Here is an 18,681-nt window from a genome sequence, read left to right as displayed (position 1 = left end):
ACGCGCCCGTGCGAGGCGTCCCGGTCAGCCGCGGGCGTACGCGGACAGCAGCGTGTCGGTCCTGACGCGCGGCTCCGGTGACCGCGCCCCGGTGACGCTCACCGACGTGACGTCGCTGCCGACGGCGTGGGCGACGCGGATCTCCAGGGTGCCCGCCTTACCGGCCAGCGGGTAGGCGTACCAGCGGTCGGGGTACTCGTCGTCGGTGTCCCGGACGCCGCTTTCGACCGCGTCCCAGTCGGTGTCGTCGAAGGCGTAGCCCGTGTAGCGCGACAGCAGCTCCAGGAAGGGGCGCAGATGGCGCGTCATGATCCACCCGCTGATCGGTCAAGCTCATCCCTCTCCCTTCCTCGCGGCCGTGCGGGCGCGGCCTGGCTCCCCGCACCCGCGCCCGTGCGGGCCCAGCCTGGCAGGACCGGCCCCGTGCCGCGCCGCCTGGAGGAGTCGGATGTCACAGCCCCTGCGCCCTCCGACGGCCGGGCCGCGTTCACAGGCGGCCGAGCAGCCCCCGCCCACGGATTAGGATGGAGTCCATGGCGAAGACCGGTACGACGACCCAGGGGCTGCGCGCGGCGATCGAGCGCAGCGGCTATTACCCGGCCCTCGTGGCCGAGGCGGTGGAGGCCGCCGTCGGCGGCGAGCCGATCGCGTCGTACCTCGTGCACCAGGAGACCACGTTCGACGCCAACGAGGTCCGGCGGCATGTGACCGTCCTCGTCCTCACGGCCACGCGCTTCATCGTCAGCCACACCGACGAGCAGAACGCCGACACGACCTCCCCGACGCCGTACGCCACGACGTCCACCGAGTCCGTGAAGCTCGGCCGGATCTCGTCCGTCGTCGTCAGCCGCGTCGTCGCGAACCCGGAGTCGTACCAGCCCGGCACGCTGCCGCGCGAGGTCGTCCTCACGGTCGGCTGGGGCGCCGTCTCCCGCATCGATCTGGAGCCCGCCGCCTGCGGCGACCCGAACTGCGACGCCGACCACGGCTACACGGGCAACTCCACCGCCGACGACCTGAGCCTGCGCGTCAGCGAGGCCGGCGACGGCCCGGAGACGGTCCGCCAGGCCCTCCACTTCGCCCAGGCCCTGTCCGAGGCCACCGCGGCCACCCGCTGATGGTCCAGCCGACGACCACGGCCTCCGCCTGGCCCGACGAGCCGGTGCCGCTGTCCATCGACACGGCGCCCGTACCGGCGTACGGCGACGGCTCCCTCGCCGACCTCCTGCCGACCCTGGCGGCCGGTCTCGGCGTACCCGGCTTCGAGCCCCGCATCGCCGAGCTGACCCCGGCCGACCGGGTGTGCGTCTTCCTCATCGACGGGCTCGGCTGGGAGCAGGTCAAGGCGCACCCCGCCGAGGCCCCGTTCCTCGCCTCGCTCCTCGACTCCTCGCGCGGCGGCACGGGCCGCCCCCTCACCTCCGGTTTCCCCGCCACCACCGCGACCTCCCTCGCCTCCGTCGGCACGGGCCTGCCGCCCGGCTCCCACGGCCTGGCCGGGTACACGGTCCGCGACCCGGACACCGGCGAGCTGATGAACCAGCTGCGGTGGCGCCCCTGGACCCCGCCGCGCGTCTGGCAGCCGTACCCGACGGTCTTCCAGCTGGCCGACGCGGCCGGTGTGCGTACGTCGCAGGTGTCGTCCCCGGCGTTCCAGGACACCCCGCTCACCAAGGTCGCGCTCAGCGGCGGCACGTTCCACGGGCGGCTGTCCGGCGAGGAGCGCATGGACTTCGCGGCGCGGCAGCTCGCGGGCGCCGACCGCGCGCTCGTCTACACGTACTACAGCGAGGTGGACGGCGCGGGCCACCGCTTCGGCGTGGACTCCGACGCGTGGCGCGGCCAGCTGATGCACGCCGACCAGCTCGTGCAGCGCCTCGCCGAGCAGCTCCCCGCCCGCTCCGCGCTGTACGTCACGGCCGACCACGGCATGGTGGACATCCCGTTCGACGAGGAGTCCCGCATCGACTTCGACGAGGACTGGGAGCTGCGCGCCGGGGTCGCCCTGCTGGGCGGCGAGGGCCGGGCCCGCCACGTGTACGCCGTACCGGGCGCCGAGGCCGATGTGCTGGCCGTCTGGCGCGAAGTTCTCGGTGACCGCTTCTGGGTCGCGGGGCGCGAGGAGGCGATCGACGCGGGCTGGTTCGGGCCGCACATCGACGAGCGGGTCCTCGGCCGGATCGGTGACGTGGTCGCCGCCGCGCACGACGACGTGGCGCTGACGGCGTCCCTCGCGGAGCCGCACGAGTCGGCGATGGCGGGGATGCACGGCTCGATGACCCCGGCCGAACAGCTCGTCCCGCTGCTGGAAGTCCGCACGTAGCCCTGGCCCCTCCCGTACCGCCGCCGCCCGTCGATGCCCGCTGACGCTGACTGCAGACCCGAAAGGTCGTCACTTTCCCATGCCCGAGCTCGTGTTCTTCTCCGGAACGATGGACTGCGGAAAGAGCACCCTCGCTCTGCAGATCGAGCACAACCGTTCCGCGCGCGGCCTCCAGGGCATGATCTTCACCCGCAACGACCGGGCCGGCGCGGGCAAGCTCTCCTCCCGCCTCGGGCTGGTGACGGAGGCCGTCGAGGCTGCCGAGGAGTTCGACTTCTACGCGTACCTGGTCGACCACCTGTCGCGCGGCGGCCGCTGCGACTACGTGATCGCGGACGAGGCGCAGTTCCTCGCGCCCGAGCAGATAGACCAGCTCGCGCGGGTCGTGGACGACCTGGAGCTGGACGTGTTCGCGTTCGGCATCACCACGGACTTCCGCTCCAAGCTGTTCCCCGGCTCGCAGCGGCTGGTGGAGCTGGCCGACCGGGTGGAGGTCCTCCAGGTGGAGGCGCTGTGCTGGTGCGGCGCCCGGGCCACGCACAACGCGCGCACGGTCGGCGGCGTGATGGTCGTCGAGGGCGCCCAGGTCGTCGTCGGGGACGTCAACGCCGGGAACGAGGTCGGGTACGAGGTGCTGTGCAGGCGCCACCACCGGCGGAGGATGACGGCCGCCACCGCCCGCGCGGCCGCCCTCTCCCCGGACGTCCTGCCCGTCGAACCGCCGGTCAGCACCCGCTCCTGAAGCGGGGCGCGCTTCGAGCCGCCCGCCCTGACCGACCCGCCCGCTCCTGACGCGGGCGTACGCCGGAACAGCCCGGCGCGAGCCGGAGCCCGTGGACCCGCCCCTCAGCGCCCCTTCGGCCGTACGAGGGTGAAGACGGCGCCCTCCGGGTCCGCCACCGTCGCCCGACGCCCCTCGGCGCCGTCCCGCGGCGCGTCCACCACACGGCCGCCCAGCTCCTCGGCCCGCCGCGCGGCGGCGTCCGGGTCGGCCACCTCGAACCAGGTCGTCCAGTGCGCGCCCCGGTCGCGCGGCAGCGCCCTGCCGACCCCGCGCACCGAGGCGACCGGCCGCCCCGCCACGAGCAGCGTCACCCGGTCCTCGTCGCCGGCCGCGCGCGGCTCGGGCTCGTAGCCGAAGACCGTCCGGTAGAGCTCGGGCTCGTAGCCGAAGACCGTCCGGTAGAACTTCACGACCGCCTCGGACTCGTGCGTCAGCAGCTCGTTCCAGACGGGCGTCCCCGGCCCGCCCGCCACCGCCGTCCCGGCGAACCCGGCCGCCTGCCACACCCCGAACACCGCGCCCGACGGGTCGGCGCAGATCACGAGCCGCCCCGTGTCACCCGCGTCCAGCGGCCCCACGGCCACCGTCCCACCGGCGCAGCGGACCGCCTCGGCCATGCCGTTGGCGTCGTCGGAGGCCAGGTACGGCGTCCACGCGCCCGGCAGGCCGCTCCCGGCGGGCAGCACGCCGATGCCCGCGACGTCCCGGCCGTCGAGCAGCGCCCGCGCGTACGGGCCGAGCCGTGGCGGGCCGGGCGCGAACTCCCAGCCGAACAGCTCCCCGTAGAACTCCCGTGTCGCGTCAAGGCCGTGCACCATCAAGCTCACCCAGCAGGGTGTACCCGGCTCGCGCCGAGTCGCCTCGGTCATCGTCACATTCTCCTCGGACCATCGTCGTGGCCGTGCGGGGGACCGCGCGCGGACCACGTCGGCGCAGCGGCTTCACGCCTCGTCAGATGCTGGCACCGCGATCCCCGCGGTGTGCCCTGGCCGCGCCGTGGATCGGCGCGATCCCGCAGGAGGATGCCCGAAAATTCCGAGTCCCATCCCCGCTTTTCGCCGTCAGTCCTCCCGGCGGGGGCCGTGTCTGCGCGAGGATGGCACGTATGAACCGCAACGCAAGCACCGACTCGCACCCCCTGGTGTCCGCCGCGGACCTCGCGGCCGAGCTCGCGTCCCCGGCGCCCGACGGGACCGGCCTCGTGCTGCTGGACGTCCGCTGGGAGCTGGGCGGCCCGCCCGGCCGTCCCGCGTACGAGGCGGGGCACATCCCCGGCGCCGTGTACGTGGACCTCGACACGGAGCTGGCCGCGCCGCCCGGTGAGGGCGGCCGCCACCCGCTGCCGGACCTGGGTGTGTTCGGCGCGGCGATGCGCGCGGCCGGGGTGTCGTCCGGGTCGCGGGTCGTGACGTACGACGGCGGCCTGGGCTGGGCGGCGGCACGCGCCTGGTGGCTGCTGCGCTGGGCCGGGCACCCTGATGTGCGGGTCCTGGACGGCGGGCTGGCCGCGTGGCGGGGCGAGCTGTCCACGGCGGTGCCCGAGACGGTGCCGGGCGACTTCGTCCCCGTACCGGGCGGGCTGCCGCTGCTGGACGCGGACGGCGCGGCGGCGCTGGCCCGTACCGGGCTGCTGCTGGACGCGCGGGCGGGGGAGCGGTACCGGGGCGAGGTGGAGCCGATCGACCCGGTGGGCGGGCACATCCCGGGCGCCGTGTCGGCCCCGACGGCGGAGAACGTCGCGCGGGACGGCCGGTTCCTGCCGGTCGAGGCGCTGGCGGCGCGGTTCAAGGAGCTGGGCGCCCTGGACGCGCCCGAGGTGGGCGTCTACTGCGGTTCGGGCGTGTCGGGGGCGCACGAGGTGCTGGCGCTTGAGACGGCGGGCGTACGGGCCGCGCTGTACGCGGGCTCCTGGTCGGACTGGACCCGCGACCCGTCGCGCCCGGTCGCCACGGGCCCCGAGCGGGGCTGACCCGGCCAGGGCGGAACCGGGTTCCACGGCCGAGGGCGCCCGTGGACCCCGAAGCCGAGGCACCCGGGCGGGGACGGGTGCCCAGCCCCACGGCGGCCGATCAGCCCCACGGGCGCGGCAGCGAGGACCGGCCCGCCGCCCGGGCGGGGCACGTTCCACGTGTACGGCTGCGAGCCCCCAGCCAGTACACCCCGGACCCCGGCGGCAGCCACGAACGGGGAGCCCCGGCACACGGCCCCGGCTGAGCGGCCTTCCGGCGGACGGCCCGGCTGTGCGGGCCAGGCACGGTGGACCCCCGTTGCACGGCCTGTCCACGCGCCCTCGGCCGGGCCGTCCGCGGGCCTACGGGCCCGGCTGGGCGGCCCGGTGTCACAACCCTGGCCGGACGGGCCCGGACGCGCGGCCTACGGCCGTACGGTCCCGAGCGCGCGACCCGCGCCGCACCCACATTGGCCAGCGGCGCGGCCCCTACGGGCAGTGGCCCGTCACTCCTGCTTCTTGCGCCGCGTGCCGAAGACGATCTCGTCCCAGCTCGGGACCGCCGCGCGGCGGCCCGGGCGGACGCCGTCGGCCTCCGCCTGGCGGTCCGTCGTGCCGATCAGCCGGTCCCGGTGGCCGGTCACGGCGCGGGGCATCAGGACGTCGGCGTACGCCGATCCCGCGCCCGCCGAAGCGGCGGGGGCCGGGGGCTCCTCGGCGTCCGGCTCGCTGTCCGGCTCGGCGGCCGACGGGGCCCCGTCCGTGCCGGTCGCGCGGTCGGGGACGACCATGTCGCCGCGGAAGCTGGGCACCGCCTCCAGGAGGCTGGTCAGCGAGTCCCGCTCTGACTCCTCCGCGGGCTCGGCGCTCGGCGGGGGCGGCGCGGCGCGATCGGCGGCGCGCTCGCGCGGCAGCCGGGCGATGCGCGGGACGAACGGGAAGCTCGGCTCCGGGACGGCGACGGCGTCGTCGGTCTCGCCGATCAGCGCCCGCGCCTCCGCGTCCACGGCCTGCACGAGCCGCCGCGGCGGGTCGTACGTCCAGCTCGCCGTGTGCACCTCACCGGCGACCCGGTAGACGAGCAGCACCTCCCACGTGCCGTCGTCGCGGCGCCACGAGTCCCACGCCACGGTGTCCTTCTCGGCGCCGCGCAGCAGCAGCCGCTCCTGGACCGCCTCGCCGAGCTGCGGACCGGCGTTCTCACCGGGCCGGCGCACGGGCGTCTTGCGGGCCCGCTCCGCCATGAAGGCACGCTCGGCCAGCACGGGGCCCTCGAAGCGGCGTACCCGCTCGACGGGGATGCCCGCGAGCTGGGCGACCTCCTCCGCGGAGGCACCGGCCCGTATCCGCGCCTGGATGTCCCGGGGCCGCAGGTGGCTCTCCACCTCGATCTCGATCTGGCCGAGGCGGGGCCGGTCGTTGCGGACGGCGGCACGCAGCCGCTCGTCGATCGGAAGCGTGTACTCCGTGTTGTCCGCAGCCTTCAGCACCAGTCGTGTGCCGTCGTTGGAGACGGCCACGACACGCAGTTCGGGCATGGGGACCTCCCGGGTGGTGCCTGCCGACGTCACGTGCGTCGCTGCTTCCGCTAGTCGAGTGTGGCCTGCCCGGGTGCAGCCTGCCACAACCTTGCCGAGTTGACCGGCGTGTCGGGCATGGGCCCTGGAACGCCGTCATGGCACGGTAACCTATTCCACGACTCGGCGTGACTGGTCGGTCACACTGCGTCGCAGGTCCCCGTGCGGTATGGCGGCGCCGCCGGATCGAGTGCCATTTCCGGCCCCTCCCGTTGATCCCGGACACCCGTAAGGGACCGATGCCCAGGGTTCGCCACAGTACTCCATTCGGGCCATGTCGGTGCACCGGCGCGCCGTCGAAGTTCTCGCGGTGTCCGGTAGTTGACGCCCCGCCATGGCCCGTCACCGGGTTCACGGCGGGGAAAATCAGACCAAAAGGAGCGAACCGCTTCCCCTTTCGTGGATCGGACCGGACGAGCCGTCAGTCACCCAGCACCCGCCGCAGATAGGGGTTGGCGAAGAGACGGTCGGGATCGAGCCGGTCGCGCAGCGCCGTGAACTCCCCGAAACGGGGGTACGCCTCCGCCAGGTACGCGGCGTCGCGCGTGTGGACCTTGCCCCAGTGCGGCCGCCCCCCGTGCGCCGTCATGATGCGCTCGGCCGCCGTGAAGTACGCCCGATAGGGGGTGCCCCGGTACATGTGGACCGCGATGTACGCGGTGTCCCGGCCCGACGCCGTGGACAGCGTGATGTCGTCCGCCGGAGCCGTCCGCACCTCCACCGGGAAACTCACCCGCAGCGGTGACCTCTCCAGCATCGCCCGCAGCTCCCGCAGCGCGGCCACCGCCGCCTCCCGGGGCACGGCGTACTCCATCTCCATGAACCGCACCCGCCGCGGACTGGTGAAGACCTTGTACGGGATGTCGGTGTAAGTCCGCGCCGACAGCGCCCTGCTGGAGATCCGCGCGATCGCCGGGACGGCGGCCGGCAGCGCCCGCCCGAACGAGTTCGCCACCTGGAACACCCCGTTGGACAGGAACTCGTCCTCGAACCAGCCGCTCACCGCGCCCGGCGGGTCCACGGGGCCATGGCTGCGGTTGTTGCGCTTGGTGCTGCAGTTGTCCGTGTGGGGGAACCAGTAGAACTCGAAGTGCTCGTTCTCCGCGTGCAGCTGCTCGAACTCGGCCGTCACCCGGTCGAAGCCCATCGGCTCCTCCCGCGCGGTGAGCAGGAACATCGGCTCCACCGCGAACGTCACCGCCGAGACGACGCCCAGCGCGCCCAGACCGATCCGGGCCGCCGCGAAGACCTCCGGGTTCTCCTTCTCCGAGCAGGTCAGCACCCGCCCGTCCGCCGACACCAGCTCCAGCTGCCGGACCTGCGCGGCGACCGAACCGGAGTCGCGGCCCGTCCCGTGCGTCCCGGTGCTGATCGCCCCCGCGACGGTCTGCTCCATGATGTCGCCCATGTTGGTCAGCGACAGGCCCTCGCGGGCCAGCGCCGCGTTCAGCCGCTTCAGCGGCGTCCCCGACTCCACGGTCACCGTCATCGCCGTGCGGTCGATCCGCCGGATGCCGGTCAGCAGGTCGGGGCGGATCAGCAGCCCGTCCGTCGAGGCGATCGACGTGAACGAGTGACCCGTCCCCACCGTCTTCACCCGCAGGCCGTCCTGGGCGGCCGTCAGGACGGCGTCCGCCAGCTCCTCCACGGACGCGGGCATCACCTCCCGCGCGGGCCGGACGGAGACGTTCCCCGCCCAGTTGCGCCAGGTGCCGCTCGCCCCGCCCCTGCGGGTGAGCCCGCTAAGACCGCTCAGACGGCTCAGGCCGGTCGATCCGTTCAGACTGCTCAGGGTCCTGCTGCGCACGCTGCCCCTCCCGCGTCGGCACCGGCCTGTTCAGCCGGCGGTACCCCAGGAACGCCACCACGGCCGCCAGCACCCCCGCCACGCCGGGCACCACGTACCCCACGTCCGCCCCGTGCTCGGCGACCACCCAGCCCGAGACCGACGTGCCGAGCGCCACACCCACCGCCAGCCCGGTTCCGGTCCAGGTCATGCCCTCGGTGAGCTTGCCGCGCGGTACGTGCGCCTCCACCAGGGCCATCGTCGTCACCATCGTCGGCGCGATGGCGAGGCCCGCGACAAAGAGCGCCACGGCCAGCAACGACAGGTTCCCGGCCAGTTGGAGGGGGATCATACTCAGCGCCATCGCGAGCACGCCCACGACCCAGCGCCGGGCGGGGGCGCCCTTCAGCCGCAGCATCCCGAACACCGCGCCCGCCAGGCACGAACCGCCGGCGTACACCGCGAGCACCAGGCTCGACGCCGCCTTGTGGCCCTGCTCCTCGGCGAACGCCACCGTCACCACGTCCACCGCGCCGAAGATCGCGCCCGTCGCGACGAACGCCACCACCAGCACCTGGAGCCCGGGGGAGCGCAGCGCGCTCGTCCGGGCCGCCGCGTGCTTCTCCACCGGGTGCGGCGCGGGCTCCGTCGCCCGCTGCGCGGTCAGCCACCACACACCCGCCAGCAGGAACCCCCCGGCCAGCACCGGACCCGCCGCCGGGAACCAGGCCGTGGACAGGCCGATCGACAGGGGCGGCCCCAGGATGAAGCACAGCTCGTCGACGATGGACTCGAGCGAGTACGCCGTGTGCAGGTCCTGCGGGCGGCCCCGGAATATCTCCGCCCACCGCGCGCGGGTCATCGCCCCGATGCTCGGCACGCACCCGGCGCCCAGCGTGCACACGAACAGCGTCCAGTCCGGCAGCCCCCACTGCGCGCACACCACCAGCGCGCCCGCCGACACCACCGAGACGAGCGTCGCCGGCCGCAGCACGCGCCGCTGCCCGTACCGGTCGACCAGCCGGGACACCTGCGGCCCCAGCACCGCCGCCGACAGCGCCAGCATGCCCGTCAGCAGACCCGCGAGCGCGTACCGGCCCGACAGCTCGGTGATCATCGTCAGGACGCCCACGCCCATCATGGCCAGAGGCATCCGCCCGATGAGGCCGGCGGCGGAGAACCCCCGGGTGCCGGGGACGGCGAAGATCGCACGATAGGGACTGGGCAAGGGGAGCTCCGGAGCGGGGTGTGGCGCGGCCGGCGGGGAGGGCCGGCGAGGTAAGGCGTATGGACAGCCTTCACAGGTTACGGCCGAACGGGGGAGCCCGCACCACCGGTTTTCCCGCTGTCGGTGCCGGGTGGCAGGATCGGAGCCATGTCCGATCAGCCTGTGTCCGACCAGCTCGACCCAGCCCCGTACGACGCGCTGCTGCTGCTCTCCTTCGGCGGCCCGGAGGGACCCGACGACGTCGTCCCGTTCCTGGAGAACGTGACGCGCGGCCGGGGCATCCCCAAGGAGCGCCTCAAGGAGGTCGGGCAGCACTACTTCCGGTTCGGCGGCGTCAGCCCGATCAACGCCCAGTGCCGGGCGCTCCTCGCCGCCCTGCGGGAGGACTTCGCGGCCGCCGGCCTCGACCTGCCGGTCTACTGGGGCAATCGCAACTGGACGCCCTACCTGACGGACACCCTGCGCGAGATGGTCCGCGACGGCCGGAGCCGCATCGCCGTCCTCGCCACCAGCGCCTACGCCTCCTACTCCGGCTGCCGGCAGTACCGGGAGAACCTCGCGGACGCGCTCGCGACGCTGGAGGCGGAGGGCCTGCCGCTGCCGAAGGTGGACAAGCTGCGGCACTACTTCAACCACCCCGGCTTCGTCGAGCCCATGATCGAGGGCGTCCTCCGCTCGCTCGCCGAGCTGGACGAGGACGTCCGCTCCGGCGCCCACCTCGCCTTCACCACCCACTCCATCCCCGACTCCGCCGCCGACACCTCCGGCCCCGTCGAGGACCACGGCGACGGCGGCGCGTACGTCCGGCAGCACCTCGACGTGGCCCGCCTCATCGCCGGTGCCGTACGGGAGCGCACCGGCGTCGACCACCCGTGGCGGCTCGTGTACCAGTCCCGCAGCGGCGCCCCGCACATCCCGTGGCTGGAGCCGGACATCTGCGACCACCTGGAGGAGCTGCACAAGGAGGGCGCCCCGGCCGCCGTCATGGTGCCCATCGGCTTCGTCTCCGACCACATGGAGGTCCTGTACGACCTCGACACGGAGGCCACCGCGAAGGCCGCCGAGCTGGGCCTGCCCGTGCGCCGTTCGGCCACTGTCGGCGCCGACCCGCGCTTCGCCGCGGCCATCCGCGAACTGCTCCTGGAGCGGGCCGCCACCGAGCGCGGCGCGACGGCCGAGCGGTGCGCCCTGGGCGCGCTCGGCCCCTCCCACGACCTGTGCCCCGTCGGCTGCTGCCCCGCCCGCGCGGAGCGGCCCGCCGCGGCCGGCGCCGACAGCCCGTACGCCTGAGGAGGCCCCGTGACCGAGCAGCTCCCGCCCGACCCGGCCGACGACCCGCTGCTGGACGAGCTCCTGGCCGTGGCCCTGGAGGCGGCCCGCCGCGCCGGGGCCCTGCTGCGGGACGGGCGTCCGGCGGACCTGGGCGTCGCCGCGACCAAGTCGAGCCCCATCGACGTGGTCACCGAGATGGACATCGCCGCCGAGAAGCTGATCACGGACCACCTGGCGGAGCACCGGCCGCACGACGGCCTGCTCGGCGAGGAGGGCGGTGCCACGGAGGGCACCAGCGGCATCCGCTGGGTCGTCGATCCGCTGGACGGCACGGTGAACTACCTGTACGGCCTGCCGACCTGGGCCGTGTCCATCGCCGCCGAACGGGACGGCGAGGCGCTGGTCGGCGTCGTGGAGGTCCCCCTGCGCGGCGAGACCTTCCACGCCGTAAGGGGCCGGGGCGCCCGTCTGGGGGAGCGGCCGCTGCGCTGCCGCCCGGCCCCGCCCCTGGACCAGGCCCTCGTCGCGACCGGGTTCAACTACGTCACGACCGTCCGGGCCCACCAGGCGGAGGTGGCCCACCGTCTGCTGCCGCTCGTGCGGGACATCCGCCGGAGCGGCTCGGCCGCCGTGGACCTCGCCGACGTGGCCGCGGGCCGGCTGGACGGCTACTACGAGCGGGGGCTGCGGCCCTGGGACCGGGCCGCCGGGACGCTCATCGCGCGCGAGGCGGGCGCCCTGACCGGTGGCCGCCCCGGCGGGCCCGCGACGGACGACCTGACGGTGGCGGCCGTGCCGGGCGTCTTCGAGCCGCTCCAGACACTCCTGGAGGACTTCGGCGCCTGGCACGACTGACGGGGCCGCCGACAGGGCCGTACAGGCCGCTACCGGGGTCGTACGGCCCCTTGCAGCCCTCTCGCCCGGCGGCGTGCGCGCGCGAAGGCCCCGGGTCCCATGGGGGACACCGGGGCCTTCGCGGTCGGGTCGGCGGGCCGTCAGACCGTGGAGAGCTCCACGCCGTGCTCCGCCGCCAGGCGGCGGAGGTCGTCCAGCTCCGCCTGCTCGACGTCGGCCAGGAAGTCGTCTCCGGTCTCCCGCGCCCGCGTCAGGTCGGTTTCCGTTGTCCTTATGCGCTGCAGCAGTCCTGCGGTGAAAGCGTCCATGATGCGCCCCCTCGTCATGGGTCGGTGGCACGGGGGTGTGCCGAGGGTGGGGTCCGGATCACGCACAGCGCCTCTGGGGGACAGAGCGGCTCGTGGCGTGCCACATACAGGGCGTGATCTCGGGTGTGCAGTCGTCCTCCCCAACGCCAACCTCAGGGAAACCTCAAAAGCCCGGGAGTGTCGTGATCGTGTCCGGTCCCACTCCGTCCCCAGGGGCCGTCGGCGGGCCGCCTTACAGCCGGTTTACGCGCGTAAGGGGCAGGATGGCCAGGACACCGGCACACCCGCCGCTGTCCAAGATCTGCCCGAATGCGGGCTCGGAGGAAGGAACAGCGCCGTGCGCGTACTCGTCGTCGAGGACGAGCAACTGCTCGCCGATGCGGTGGCCACCGGATTGCGCCGGGAGGCCATGGCGGTAGACGTCGTGTACGACGGGGCCGCCGCTCTGGAGCGGGTCGGCGTCAACGACTACGACGTCGTCGTCCTGGACCGCGACCTGCCCCTCGTCCACGGGGACGACGTCTGCCGCAGGATCGTCGAGCTGGGCATGGCGACCCGTGTCCTGATGCTCACCGCGTCCGGCGATGTCAGCGACCGCGTCGAGGGCCTGGAGCTGGGCGCAGACGACTACCTGCCCAAGCCGTTCGCGTTCAGCGAGCTGACCGCCCGCGTCCGCGCGCTGGGCCGCCGGACGACCGTGCCGCTCCCGCCGGTCCTGGAGCGGGCCGGGATCAAGCTCGACCCCAACCGCCGCGAGGTCTTCCGCGACGGCCGGGAGATCCAGCTGGCCCCGAAGGAGTTCGCCGTACTGGAGGTGCTGATGCGCAGCGAGGGCGCCGTCGTCTCCGCCGAGCAGCTGCTGGAGAAGGCCTGGGACGAGAACACCGACCCGTTCACCAACGTCGTCCGCGTCACGGTCATGACCCTCCGCCGCAAGCTCGGCGAGCCGCCGGTCATCATCACCGTGCCCGGCTCCGGCTACCGGATCTGACCGTGGCCGGTACACCCGCGCCGCCCCCGGCGCCCCCCAAACCGACCTGGGACCCCCAGGTCCCGGCCCGCCCCCTGCTGCGGCCGACGATCCGGATACGGCTGACGCTGCTGTACGGCGGGATGTTCCTGATCGCCGGGGTCCTGCTGCTTTCGATCATCTATCTCCTCACCCGCCAGGCCCTGTACATCAGCACCGACGACCTGCCGTTCCGTCTGCTGAAGGGCGAGGTCGAACCGAACTTCGACTGGTGCCGGCTGCCCGCGGAAGGGGTGACGCCCGACCAGTTCAACGACTCCATGGCCGCCTGCCTCCAGTACCAGCGCGACCTCGCCCTGGACGACCTGCTGCGGCGCTCGCTCTTCGCCCTGCTGGGCCTCAGCGTCATCGCGTTCGCCTTCGGGTACGCCATGGCCGGGCGCGTCCTGTCCCCGCTGGGCCGGATCACCCGCACCGCCCGCCAGGTCGCGGGCTCGGACCTGAGCCGCCGGATCAAGCTGGCCGGGCCGGACGACGAGCTGAAGGAGCTCGCCGACACGTTCGACGAGATGCTGGACCGGCTGGAGCGGGCCTTCACCGCCCAGCAGCGGTTCGTCGCCAACGCGTCGCACGAGCTGCGCACCCCGCTGGCGATCAACCGCACGCTGCTGGAGGTGCACCTCTCCGACCCCGCCGCCCCCGTCGAGATGCGGGAGCTGGGCAAGGCGCTGCTGGCCACCAACGAGCGCAGCGAGCAGCTGGTGGAGGGCCTGCTGCTGCTCGCCCGCAGCGAGAACCAGATCGTGGAGCGCAAGCCCGTGGACGTCGCCGAGGTGGCGTCCCGCGCCATCGACCAGGTCCGCGCGGAGGCCGAGGCGAAGGGCGTGGAGATCCGTGGCGCGCGGGCCCCCGCCGTCGTCCAGGGCAACGGCGTGCTCCTGGAGCGCATCGCCCTGAACCTGGTGCAGAACGCCGTCCGCTACAACGTCCCCGAGGACGGCTGGGTGGAGGTGACCACGGCCATGGAGGGCGCCCAGGCGGTGCTGGTCGTGTCCAACACGGGCCCGGTCGTCCCGGCGTACGAGATCGACAACCTCTTCGAGCCGTTCCGGCGGCTGCGGGAGGAGCGGACGGGCAGCGACCGGGGCGTCGGGCTCGGGCTGTCCATCGTCCGGTCCGTGGCGCGCGCCCACGGCGGGCGGATCACGGCCGTCCCGCGCGAGGGCGGAGGGCTCGTGATGCGCGTCACCCTGCCGCGCTGAGCGCGGGCTCGGGCGCGCTTCGGTGTTCGCTGTACGCGGAATTTCCGGAGGCGGGCCGAGTGTGCACCGTGTGTGATCGATCACAGGTGTAGACCTTCGGACATTCACCGTCCGTAATGGATTTTTGCCCTGGAAAACCATGAAAAGTCCGGGTTTCCAGGGGGCTGGATCACGGGAAGTACACGGGGTGGTGCCTGCAAGGCGCACGATCCCGACCGTGTACGGTCCCGTTCGCCACCCAAACCCGATCACTCAAGAGGGGTCCGGTTGGGTGTCGATTGAGTAACAGACCTTGATGTGAGGCAAAATCTCCGCCTCAGGTCGGGCACAAGTCCGGCCTCTCACGCGTTACGTGCGCTGGAGACACCGCAAACACCCAGAGGGGGAGAGTGACATGGCTACGGACTACGACACCCCACGCAAGACCGATGACGACGTCGACCAGGACAGTCTCGAAGAGCTGAAGGCCCGGCGGAACGACAAGTCGACCTCAGCGGTCGACGTCGACGAGTTCGAGGCCGCCGAGGGCCTGGAGCTTCCGGGTGCCGACCTCTCCAACGAGGAACTGGCCGTCCGCGTCCTGCCGAAGCAGGCGGACGAGTTCACCTGCATGAGCTGCTTCCTGGTGCACCACCGCAGCCAGCTGGCCCGGGAGAAGAACGGCCAGCCGATCTGCCGAGACTGCGACTGAGGACAGGTCGGTCGTGGCAGGCGAGAACCCGTTCAGGAAGAGGCTCCGCTTCCCCGGGAAGCAGGAGACCGCCGAGGGCGGCCCGGGACCGGCGGACGGCGCCCACAAGCCGTCGGCCGAGCCCTCCGCCCACCTGCCCTCCCCCGACGCGCGTGACGACGAGCGAGGCCGTTCGGCCTCGCTCGAACCCACCGGCGACGCGAGGCCACGCCGCTCCCTGGCCGCGGCCGGTTCGCGCGGCGTGGACCTCGTCAAGCGGGGCGTGCTCAAGAGCAGCGCGGGAGCCAGGGCCGGCCTGGCGTACCTGGCCGACCGGATCATCGACACCGCCCCGCGCGTGCCCGTGCGGGACCTGGCGACGCTGCGCAGGCAGTTCCCGGACCTCGGCCCCGAGCAGCTCGCCGACAAGCTCATCGCGGGCGCCGCGAAGGCGTCGGCGACGGTCGGCGCCGGAGTGGGCGCCGCCGCGATGCTGCCCGTGCCCCCGGCGATGCCCGCGGAGCTGGCGGCGGAGATCACCGGCGTCGCCGCCATCGAGCTCAAGCTCGTCGCCGAGCTCCACGAGGTCTACGGCCAGCGGCCGCCCGGCAACCTCAAGGAGCGCTCCATGGCCTACCTGACGGCCTGGACGGAGGAGCGCGGCATCGACCTCACCAAACCCACCACCGTCAACGCGGCGCTCGGCGGCCGCGTGAAGCGCGAACTGCGCCAGCAGATCATGAAGCGCACCGTGCGGAACCTGCCGAACCTGCTGCCGTTCATGGTCGGCGCCACCGTCGGCGCCGTGATGAACCGCCGCGACACGAAAAAGCTCGCCGAGCAGATCCGCGGCGACCTGCGCACCCGCCAGGTCCCCTGGGACGCCCTCCCCGACCTGCCCCCGCTGGAGCAGCCGGAGAACCCCAAGGAGCTCGGCTACTAGCTCCGCGCGGCACCGCACCGGGGCCCGCCCCGGGCCCACCGGCACCCGCACCCGGGCCGCCCGGACTGGCCCGCGCCCGGGCTTCGCCGGTACCGCACCCGGGCCCACCGGCACCCCGGGCCCGTGCCCGACCCGCGCCCGTACTAGCCAGAGCCTCCGGCCCGTACGGCCAGGCCCCCGTACGACCGGAGCCCGCCGCCGGGCCGACCCGGCGCTACTCGGCGACCGCCGCCTCGCGGGCCGTGCGGATCGCCGCCGCCAGGGCCTCCGGGTCACGGGTGGAGAGGTACACGTAAGGCGTCGGGTCGGCCGGGTCGGTCACCTCGACGCGCACCGCGCGCGGAACGTAGCCGCGCAGCAGCATGAACGCCCGGGGGTCCGCCTTGTACGTGCGCCAGGCCCGTGCATCCTCGGCGTCCAGGGCCTCAGGCTCGCCCAGCGCCTCCACCGGGATGCGGGCGTCCCCCGCGACCAGCGAACCGGCCACCACGCGCACGCGCGCGGAGCCGTACGAGCTGACCGAGATCGCGGCGAGCGCCCCCGCCGCGATGAACCCGCCCAGCATGGGCACCACGCCCAGCGGCATGGCCACCAGGCCGCCGGACAGCCCCAGCAGGGCGGCGATCAGCCACCACGGGCCGGGGGCGGTGAGACGTTCGTCGTACTGCGGAGCCGAAGGGCGCTCGGAAGACTGCATACAACCAAGCTTGGCACGGTGCGACCGCCGCGCGGCCGCGCGGGTAAGGTCTGCGCCTGTGAGCACTGCACTGACCCCTCCAGCCGAGGCCCGGCCGCCCGTACGCCACCCCGACGCGCCCGCCCCCGGCGAGCCGCTCGGGGCCCACTACGCGTACTGCTTCGGCTGCGGCGGCGGCCAGCCCCACGGACTGCACCTGGAGGCCAGGGCCGGCGAGGGCGTGTCCGTCACCGCCGAGTTCACCGTCACCACCGACCACCAGGGCGCCCCGGGCCTCGCCCACGGCGGCGTCCTCGCCACCGCGCTCGACGAGACGCTGGGCGCCCTCGGCTGGATGCTGCGGGTGATCGCCGTGACCGGCCGCCTGGAGACCGACTTCAGGCTGCCCGTGCCCGTCGGCACCGTCCTCCACCTCCAGGCCGAGGTCACCGCCGTCCACGGCCGCAAGATCTACTCCACGGCCACCGGCCGGATCGGCGGACCCGAGGGCCCCGTCGCCGTCCGCGCCGACGCCCTCTTCGTCGAGGTCAAGGTCGATCACTTCATCGACAACGGCCGCCCGGAGGAGATCCAGGCGGCCATGGCCGACCCCGACCAGGTCCGGCGCGCCCGCGCCTTCGAGGTGAACCCCTGATGCGTACCCCCGTCGACGTACTGATCCGCCGCCTCGACCCGGAGGTCCCCCTCCCGTCGTACGGCCACCCCGGCGACGCCGGCGCCGACCTCGTCACCACCGAGGCCGTCGATCTGGCGCCCGGGGAGCGCGCGGTCCTCCCCACCGGGGTGTCGATCGCCCTCCCCGACGGGTACGCCGCCTTCGTGCACCCCCGCTCCGGGCTCGCCGCCCGGCTGGGAGTCGGGCTCGTGAATGCCCCGGGGACGGTCGATGCCGGGTACCGTGGAGAGATCAAGGTGATCGTGGTCAATCTGGACCCGCGCGAGAGCGTCCGGTTCGAACGGTTCGACCGGATCGCCCAACTGGTCGTTCAGCAGGTCGAGAAGGTCCGCTTCCACGAGGTGGCGGAGCTTCCCGGCTCGGCACGGGGCGAGGGGGGCTTCGGGTCCACGGGCGGGCATGCCGCCGTGGGCGGCTGGACGGGTGGGAATCCATACGCAGCGGTCGTAACCGACCGGGAAGGACAGTGACGTGTTCGGACGTCGCAAGAAGGTCAGTGCCGCCGAGAACGCGGCGGGCGAGGCCGAGCAGGTCGTCGACGAGGTCGAGACCGACGAGGCGGCGGGAGAGGACGGCCCGCGCCGGGTGAACCTTCCGCCCGCGCCCCGGCCGGACGGGCCGTGGGACATCTCCGAGGTCTCCCGGCCCGAGGAGGGCCGTGTGGACCTGGGCGGCCTCTTCGTCCCCGGCGTCGAGGGCATGGAGCTGCGGGTCGAGGTCGCGGGTGACGCCATCGTCGCCGCGACGGTAGTCCTGCGCGACAGCGCGATCCAGCTCCAGGCCTTCGCCGCCCCCAAGAAGGAGGGCATCTGGGGCGAGGTCCGCGAGGAGATCGCCTCCGGCATCACCCAGCAGGGCGGCGTCATCGACGAGGTCGAGGGCCCCCTCGGCTGGGAGCTGCGCGCCCAGGTGCCGGTGCAGCTGCCGGACGGCACGGGCGGCGTCCAACTGGTGCGGTTCGTCGGCGTGGACGGCCCCCGCTGGTTCCTGCGCGGTGTCATCTCCGGGCAGGGCGCCGTGCAGCCCGAGGCGGCCGGACTGCTGGAGCAGATCTTCCGCGACACGGTCGTCGTACGCGGTGACGGGCCGATGGCCCCGCGCGACCCGATCGTCCTGAAGCTGCCCAACGACGCGCAGATGGTCCCCGAGGGCGTCCAGACCGACGGTGAGCCCGCCGGCTCCCGCTTCTCCGGCGACATGGGGCAGCTCCAGCGCGGCCCGGAGATCACCGAGATCCGCTGACCGCGCCGTGAGGGGGCGGGTCGCCGGGCGACAGGTGTCAGAATCCTGTCAAGACCTCCCGGAACCACCGCCCCCGTCCGGTTTCGCACCATCCCCGGCCGTAAGGTCTACCCTGCGCGGAGCGCGGAGTCCGGAAGAGA

General features: G+C 73.7%; 20 protein-coding genes. 13 read left to right on the top strand and 7 right to left on the bottom strand.

Features of this window, described 5'->3' with window-relative positions:
* Positions 1-24 precede the first annotated feature (24 nt).
* Complete coding sequence (locus J116_RS05765) at positions 25-309, bottom strand: hypothetical protein (RefSeq protein ID WP_023586144.1); 285 nt, start codon at positions 307-309, stop codon at positions 25-27.
* Positions 310-533: 224 nt separating this feature from the next.
* On the opposite strand from J116_RS05765, the gene J116_RS05760 reads away from it, so the two are divergent.
* The 3 genes from J116_RS05760 to J116_RS05750 all read left to right on the top strand — a co-directional run bounded on the left by J116_RS05760 (position 534) and on the right by J116_RS05750 (position 3,065).
* A complete protein-coding gene (locus tag J116_RS05760; RefSeq protein WP_028963722.1) occupies positions 534-1,118 on the top strand; it encodes a DUF5998 family protein in 585 nt (194 codons plus the stop codon).
* Positions 1,118-2,323 carry an alkaline phosphatase family protein gene (locus tag J116_RS05755; protein WP_023586142.1) on the top strand — a complete coding sequence of 402 codons (1,206 nt, stop codon included), beginning with the start codon at positions 1,118-1,120 and terminating at the stop codon, positions 2,321-2,323. The genes J116_RS05760 and J116_RS05755 overlap by 1 nt, the downstream gene beginning before the upstream one ends.
* Positions 2,324-2,402: 79 nt before the next feature.
* Positions 2,403-3,065: a thymidine kinase gene (locus J116_RS05750; protein WP_023586141.1), complete on the top strand. Its 663-nt coding sequence runs from the start codon at positions 2,403-2,405 to the stop codon at positions 3,063-3,065.
* A gap of 104 nt (positions 3,066-3,169) precedes the next feature.
* On the opposite strand, the gene J116_RS05745 is transcribed toward J116_RS05750, so the two are convergent.
* Positions 3,170-3,976 carry a VOC family protein gene (locus tag J116_RS05745; RefSeq protein WP_023586140.1) on the bottom strand — a complete coding sequence of 269 codons (807 nt, stop codon included), beginning with the start codon at positions 3,974-3,976 and terminating at the stop codon, positions 3,170-3,172.
* 236 nt (positions 3,977-4,212) lie between these two features.
* Between J116_RS05745 and J116_RS05740 the strand changes: the two genes are divergently transcribed.
* Positions 4,213-5,076 (top strand): sulfurtransferase, encoded by an 864-nt coding sequence (locus J116_RS05740; protein ID WP_023586139.1) that lies wholly within the window; start codon positions 4,213-4,215, stop codon positions 5,074-5,076.
* Positions 5,077-5,561: 485 nt separating this feature from the next.
* Here the strand turns inward: J116_RS05740 and sepH are convergent, their stop codons facing one another.
* From sepH to J116_RS05725, 3 genes are all read right to left on the bottom strand, one after another.
* Positions 5,562-6,626: a septation protein SepH gene (sepH, locus tag J116_RS05735; RefSeq protein WP_037946527.1), complete on the bottom strand. Its 1,065-nt coding sequence runs from the start codon at positions 6,624-6,626 to the stop codon at positions 5,562-5,564.
* A 427-nt stretch (positions 6,627-7,053) separates the two neighbouring features.
* Positions 7,054-8,388 carry a D-arabinono-1,4-lactone oxidase gene (locus J116_RS05730; RefSeq protein WP_037947101.1) on the bottom strand — a complete coding sequence of 445 codons (1,335 nt, stop codon included), beginning with the start codon at positions 8,386-8,388 and terminating at the stop codon, positions 7,054-7,056.
* Complete coding sequence (locus tag J116_RS05725; RefSeq protein WP_023586136.1) at positions 8,375-9,646, bottom strand: MFS transporter; 1,272 nt, start codon at positions 9,644-9,646, stop codon at positions 8,375-8,377. The genes J116_RS05730 and J116_RS05725 overlap by 14 nt, the downstream gene beginning before the upstream one ends.
* A 162-nt stretch (positions 9,647-9,808) precedes the next feature.
* Here J116_RS05725 and J116_RS05720 point away from each other — a divergent pair, with 162 nt between their 5' ends.
* Both J116_RS05720 and J116_RS05715 read left to right on the top strand, forming a co-directional pair.
* Positions 9,809-10,936, top strand: a complete 1,128-nt coding sequence (locus J116_RS05720) for a ferrochelatase (protein ID WP_028963719.1) — start codon at positions 9,809-9,811, stop codon at positions 10,934-10,936.
* A 9-nt stretch (positions 10,937-10,945) separates the two neighbouring features.
* Positions 10,946-11,773, top strand: a complete 828-nt coding sequence (locus J116_RS05715; RefSeq protein ID WP_023586134.1) for an inositol monophosphatase family protein — start codon at positions 10,946-10,948, stop codon at positions 11,771-11,773.
* A 140-nt stretch (positions 11,774-11,913) separates the two neighbouring features.
* On the opposite strand, the gene J116_RS30075 is transcribed toward J116_RS05715, so the two are convergent.
* On the bottom strand, positions 11,914-12,081 hold the full coding sequence (locus J116_RS30075) for a hypothetical protein (protein ID WP_162850448.1): 168 nt from the start codon (positions 12,079-12,081) through the stop codon (positions 11,914-11,916).
* Positions 12,082-12,418: 337 nt separating this feature from the next.
* Here J116_RS30075 and J116_RS05705 point away from each other — a divergent pair, with 337 nt between their 5' ends.
* The 4 genes from J116_RS05705 to J116_RS05690 all read left to right on the top strand — a co-directional run bounded on the left by J116_RS05705 (position 12,419) and on the right by J116_RS05690 (position 15,926).
* The gene (locus J116_RS05705) at positions 12,419-13,072 is read left to right on the top strand and encodes a response regulator transcription factor (RefSeq protein WP_023586132.1); all 654 of its coding nucleotides are present in this window, start codon (positions 12,419-12,421) and stop codon (positions 13,070-13,072) included.
* A gap of 2 nt (positions 13,073-13,074) precedes the next feature.
* Positions 13,075-14,313, top strand: a complete 1,239-nt coding sequence (locus J116_RS05700; RefSeq protein ID WP_023586131.1) for a sensor histidine kinase — start codon at positions 13,075-13,077, stop codon at positions 14,311-14,313.
* Positions 14,314-14,707: 394 nt separating this feature from the next.
* Entirely contained in the window at positions 14,708-15,004 is a 297-nt protein-coding gene (locus tag J116_RS05695) for a DUF4193 domain-containing protein (RefSeq protein ID WP_010471668.1), read from the top strand.
* Between the two features lie 13 nt (positions 15,005-15,017).
* On the top strand, positions 15,018-15,926 hold the full coding sequence (locus J116_RS05690; protein WP_023586130.1) for a hypothetical protein: 909 nt from the start codon (positions 15,018-15,020) through the stop codon (positions 15,924-15,926).
* Between the two features lie 214 nt (positions 15,927-16,140).
* On the opposite strand, the gene J116_RS05685 is transcribed toward J116_RS05690, so the two are convergent.
* Entirely contained in the window at positions 16,141-16,623 is a 483-nt protein-coding gene (locus J116_RS05685; RefSeq protein WP_023586129.1) for a DUF3093 domain-containing protein, read from the bottom strand.
* Positions 16,624-16,681: 58 nt separating this feature from the next.
* Between J116_RS05685 and J116_RS05680 the strand changes: the two genes are divergently transcribed.
* From J116_RS05680 to J116_RS05670, 3 genes are read left to right on the top strand one after another with little or no spacing between them, the layout of a single operon-like run.
* Positions 16,682-17,257, top strand: a complete 576-nt coding sequence (locus J116_RS05680) for a PaaI family thioesterase (RefSeq protein WP_023586128.1) — start codon at positions 16,682-16,684, stop codon at positions 17,255-17,257.
* The gene (dut, locus tag J116_RS05675; RefSeq protein WP_023586127.1) at positions 17,257-17,769 is read left to right on the top strand and encodes a dUTP diphosphatase; all 513 of its coding nucleotides are present in this window, start codon (positions 17,257-17,259) and stop codon (positions 17,767-17,769) included. The genes J116_RS05680 and dut overlap by 1 nt, the downstream gene beginning before the upstream one ends.
* 1 nt (position 17,770) lies before the next feature.
* Positions 17,771-18,541, top strand: a complete 771-nt coding sequence (locus tag J116_RS05670; protein ID WP_023586126.1) for a DUF3710 domain-containing protein — start codon at positions 17,771-17,773, stop codon at positions 18,539-18,541.
* Positions 18,542-18,681: the final 140 nt, after the last annotated feature.

The organism is Streptomyces thermolilacinus SPC6, from assembly GCF_000478605.2.
Classification (GTDB): domain Bacteria; phylum Actinomycetota; class Actinomycetes; order Streptomycetales; family Streptomycetaceae; genus Streptomyces; species Streptomyces thermolilacinus.
Note: the sequence above shows the minus strand (reverse complement) of the source record. Positions and strands in the feature narration are given on the sequence as shown.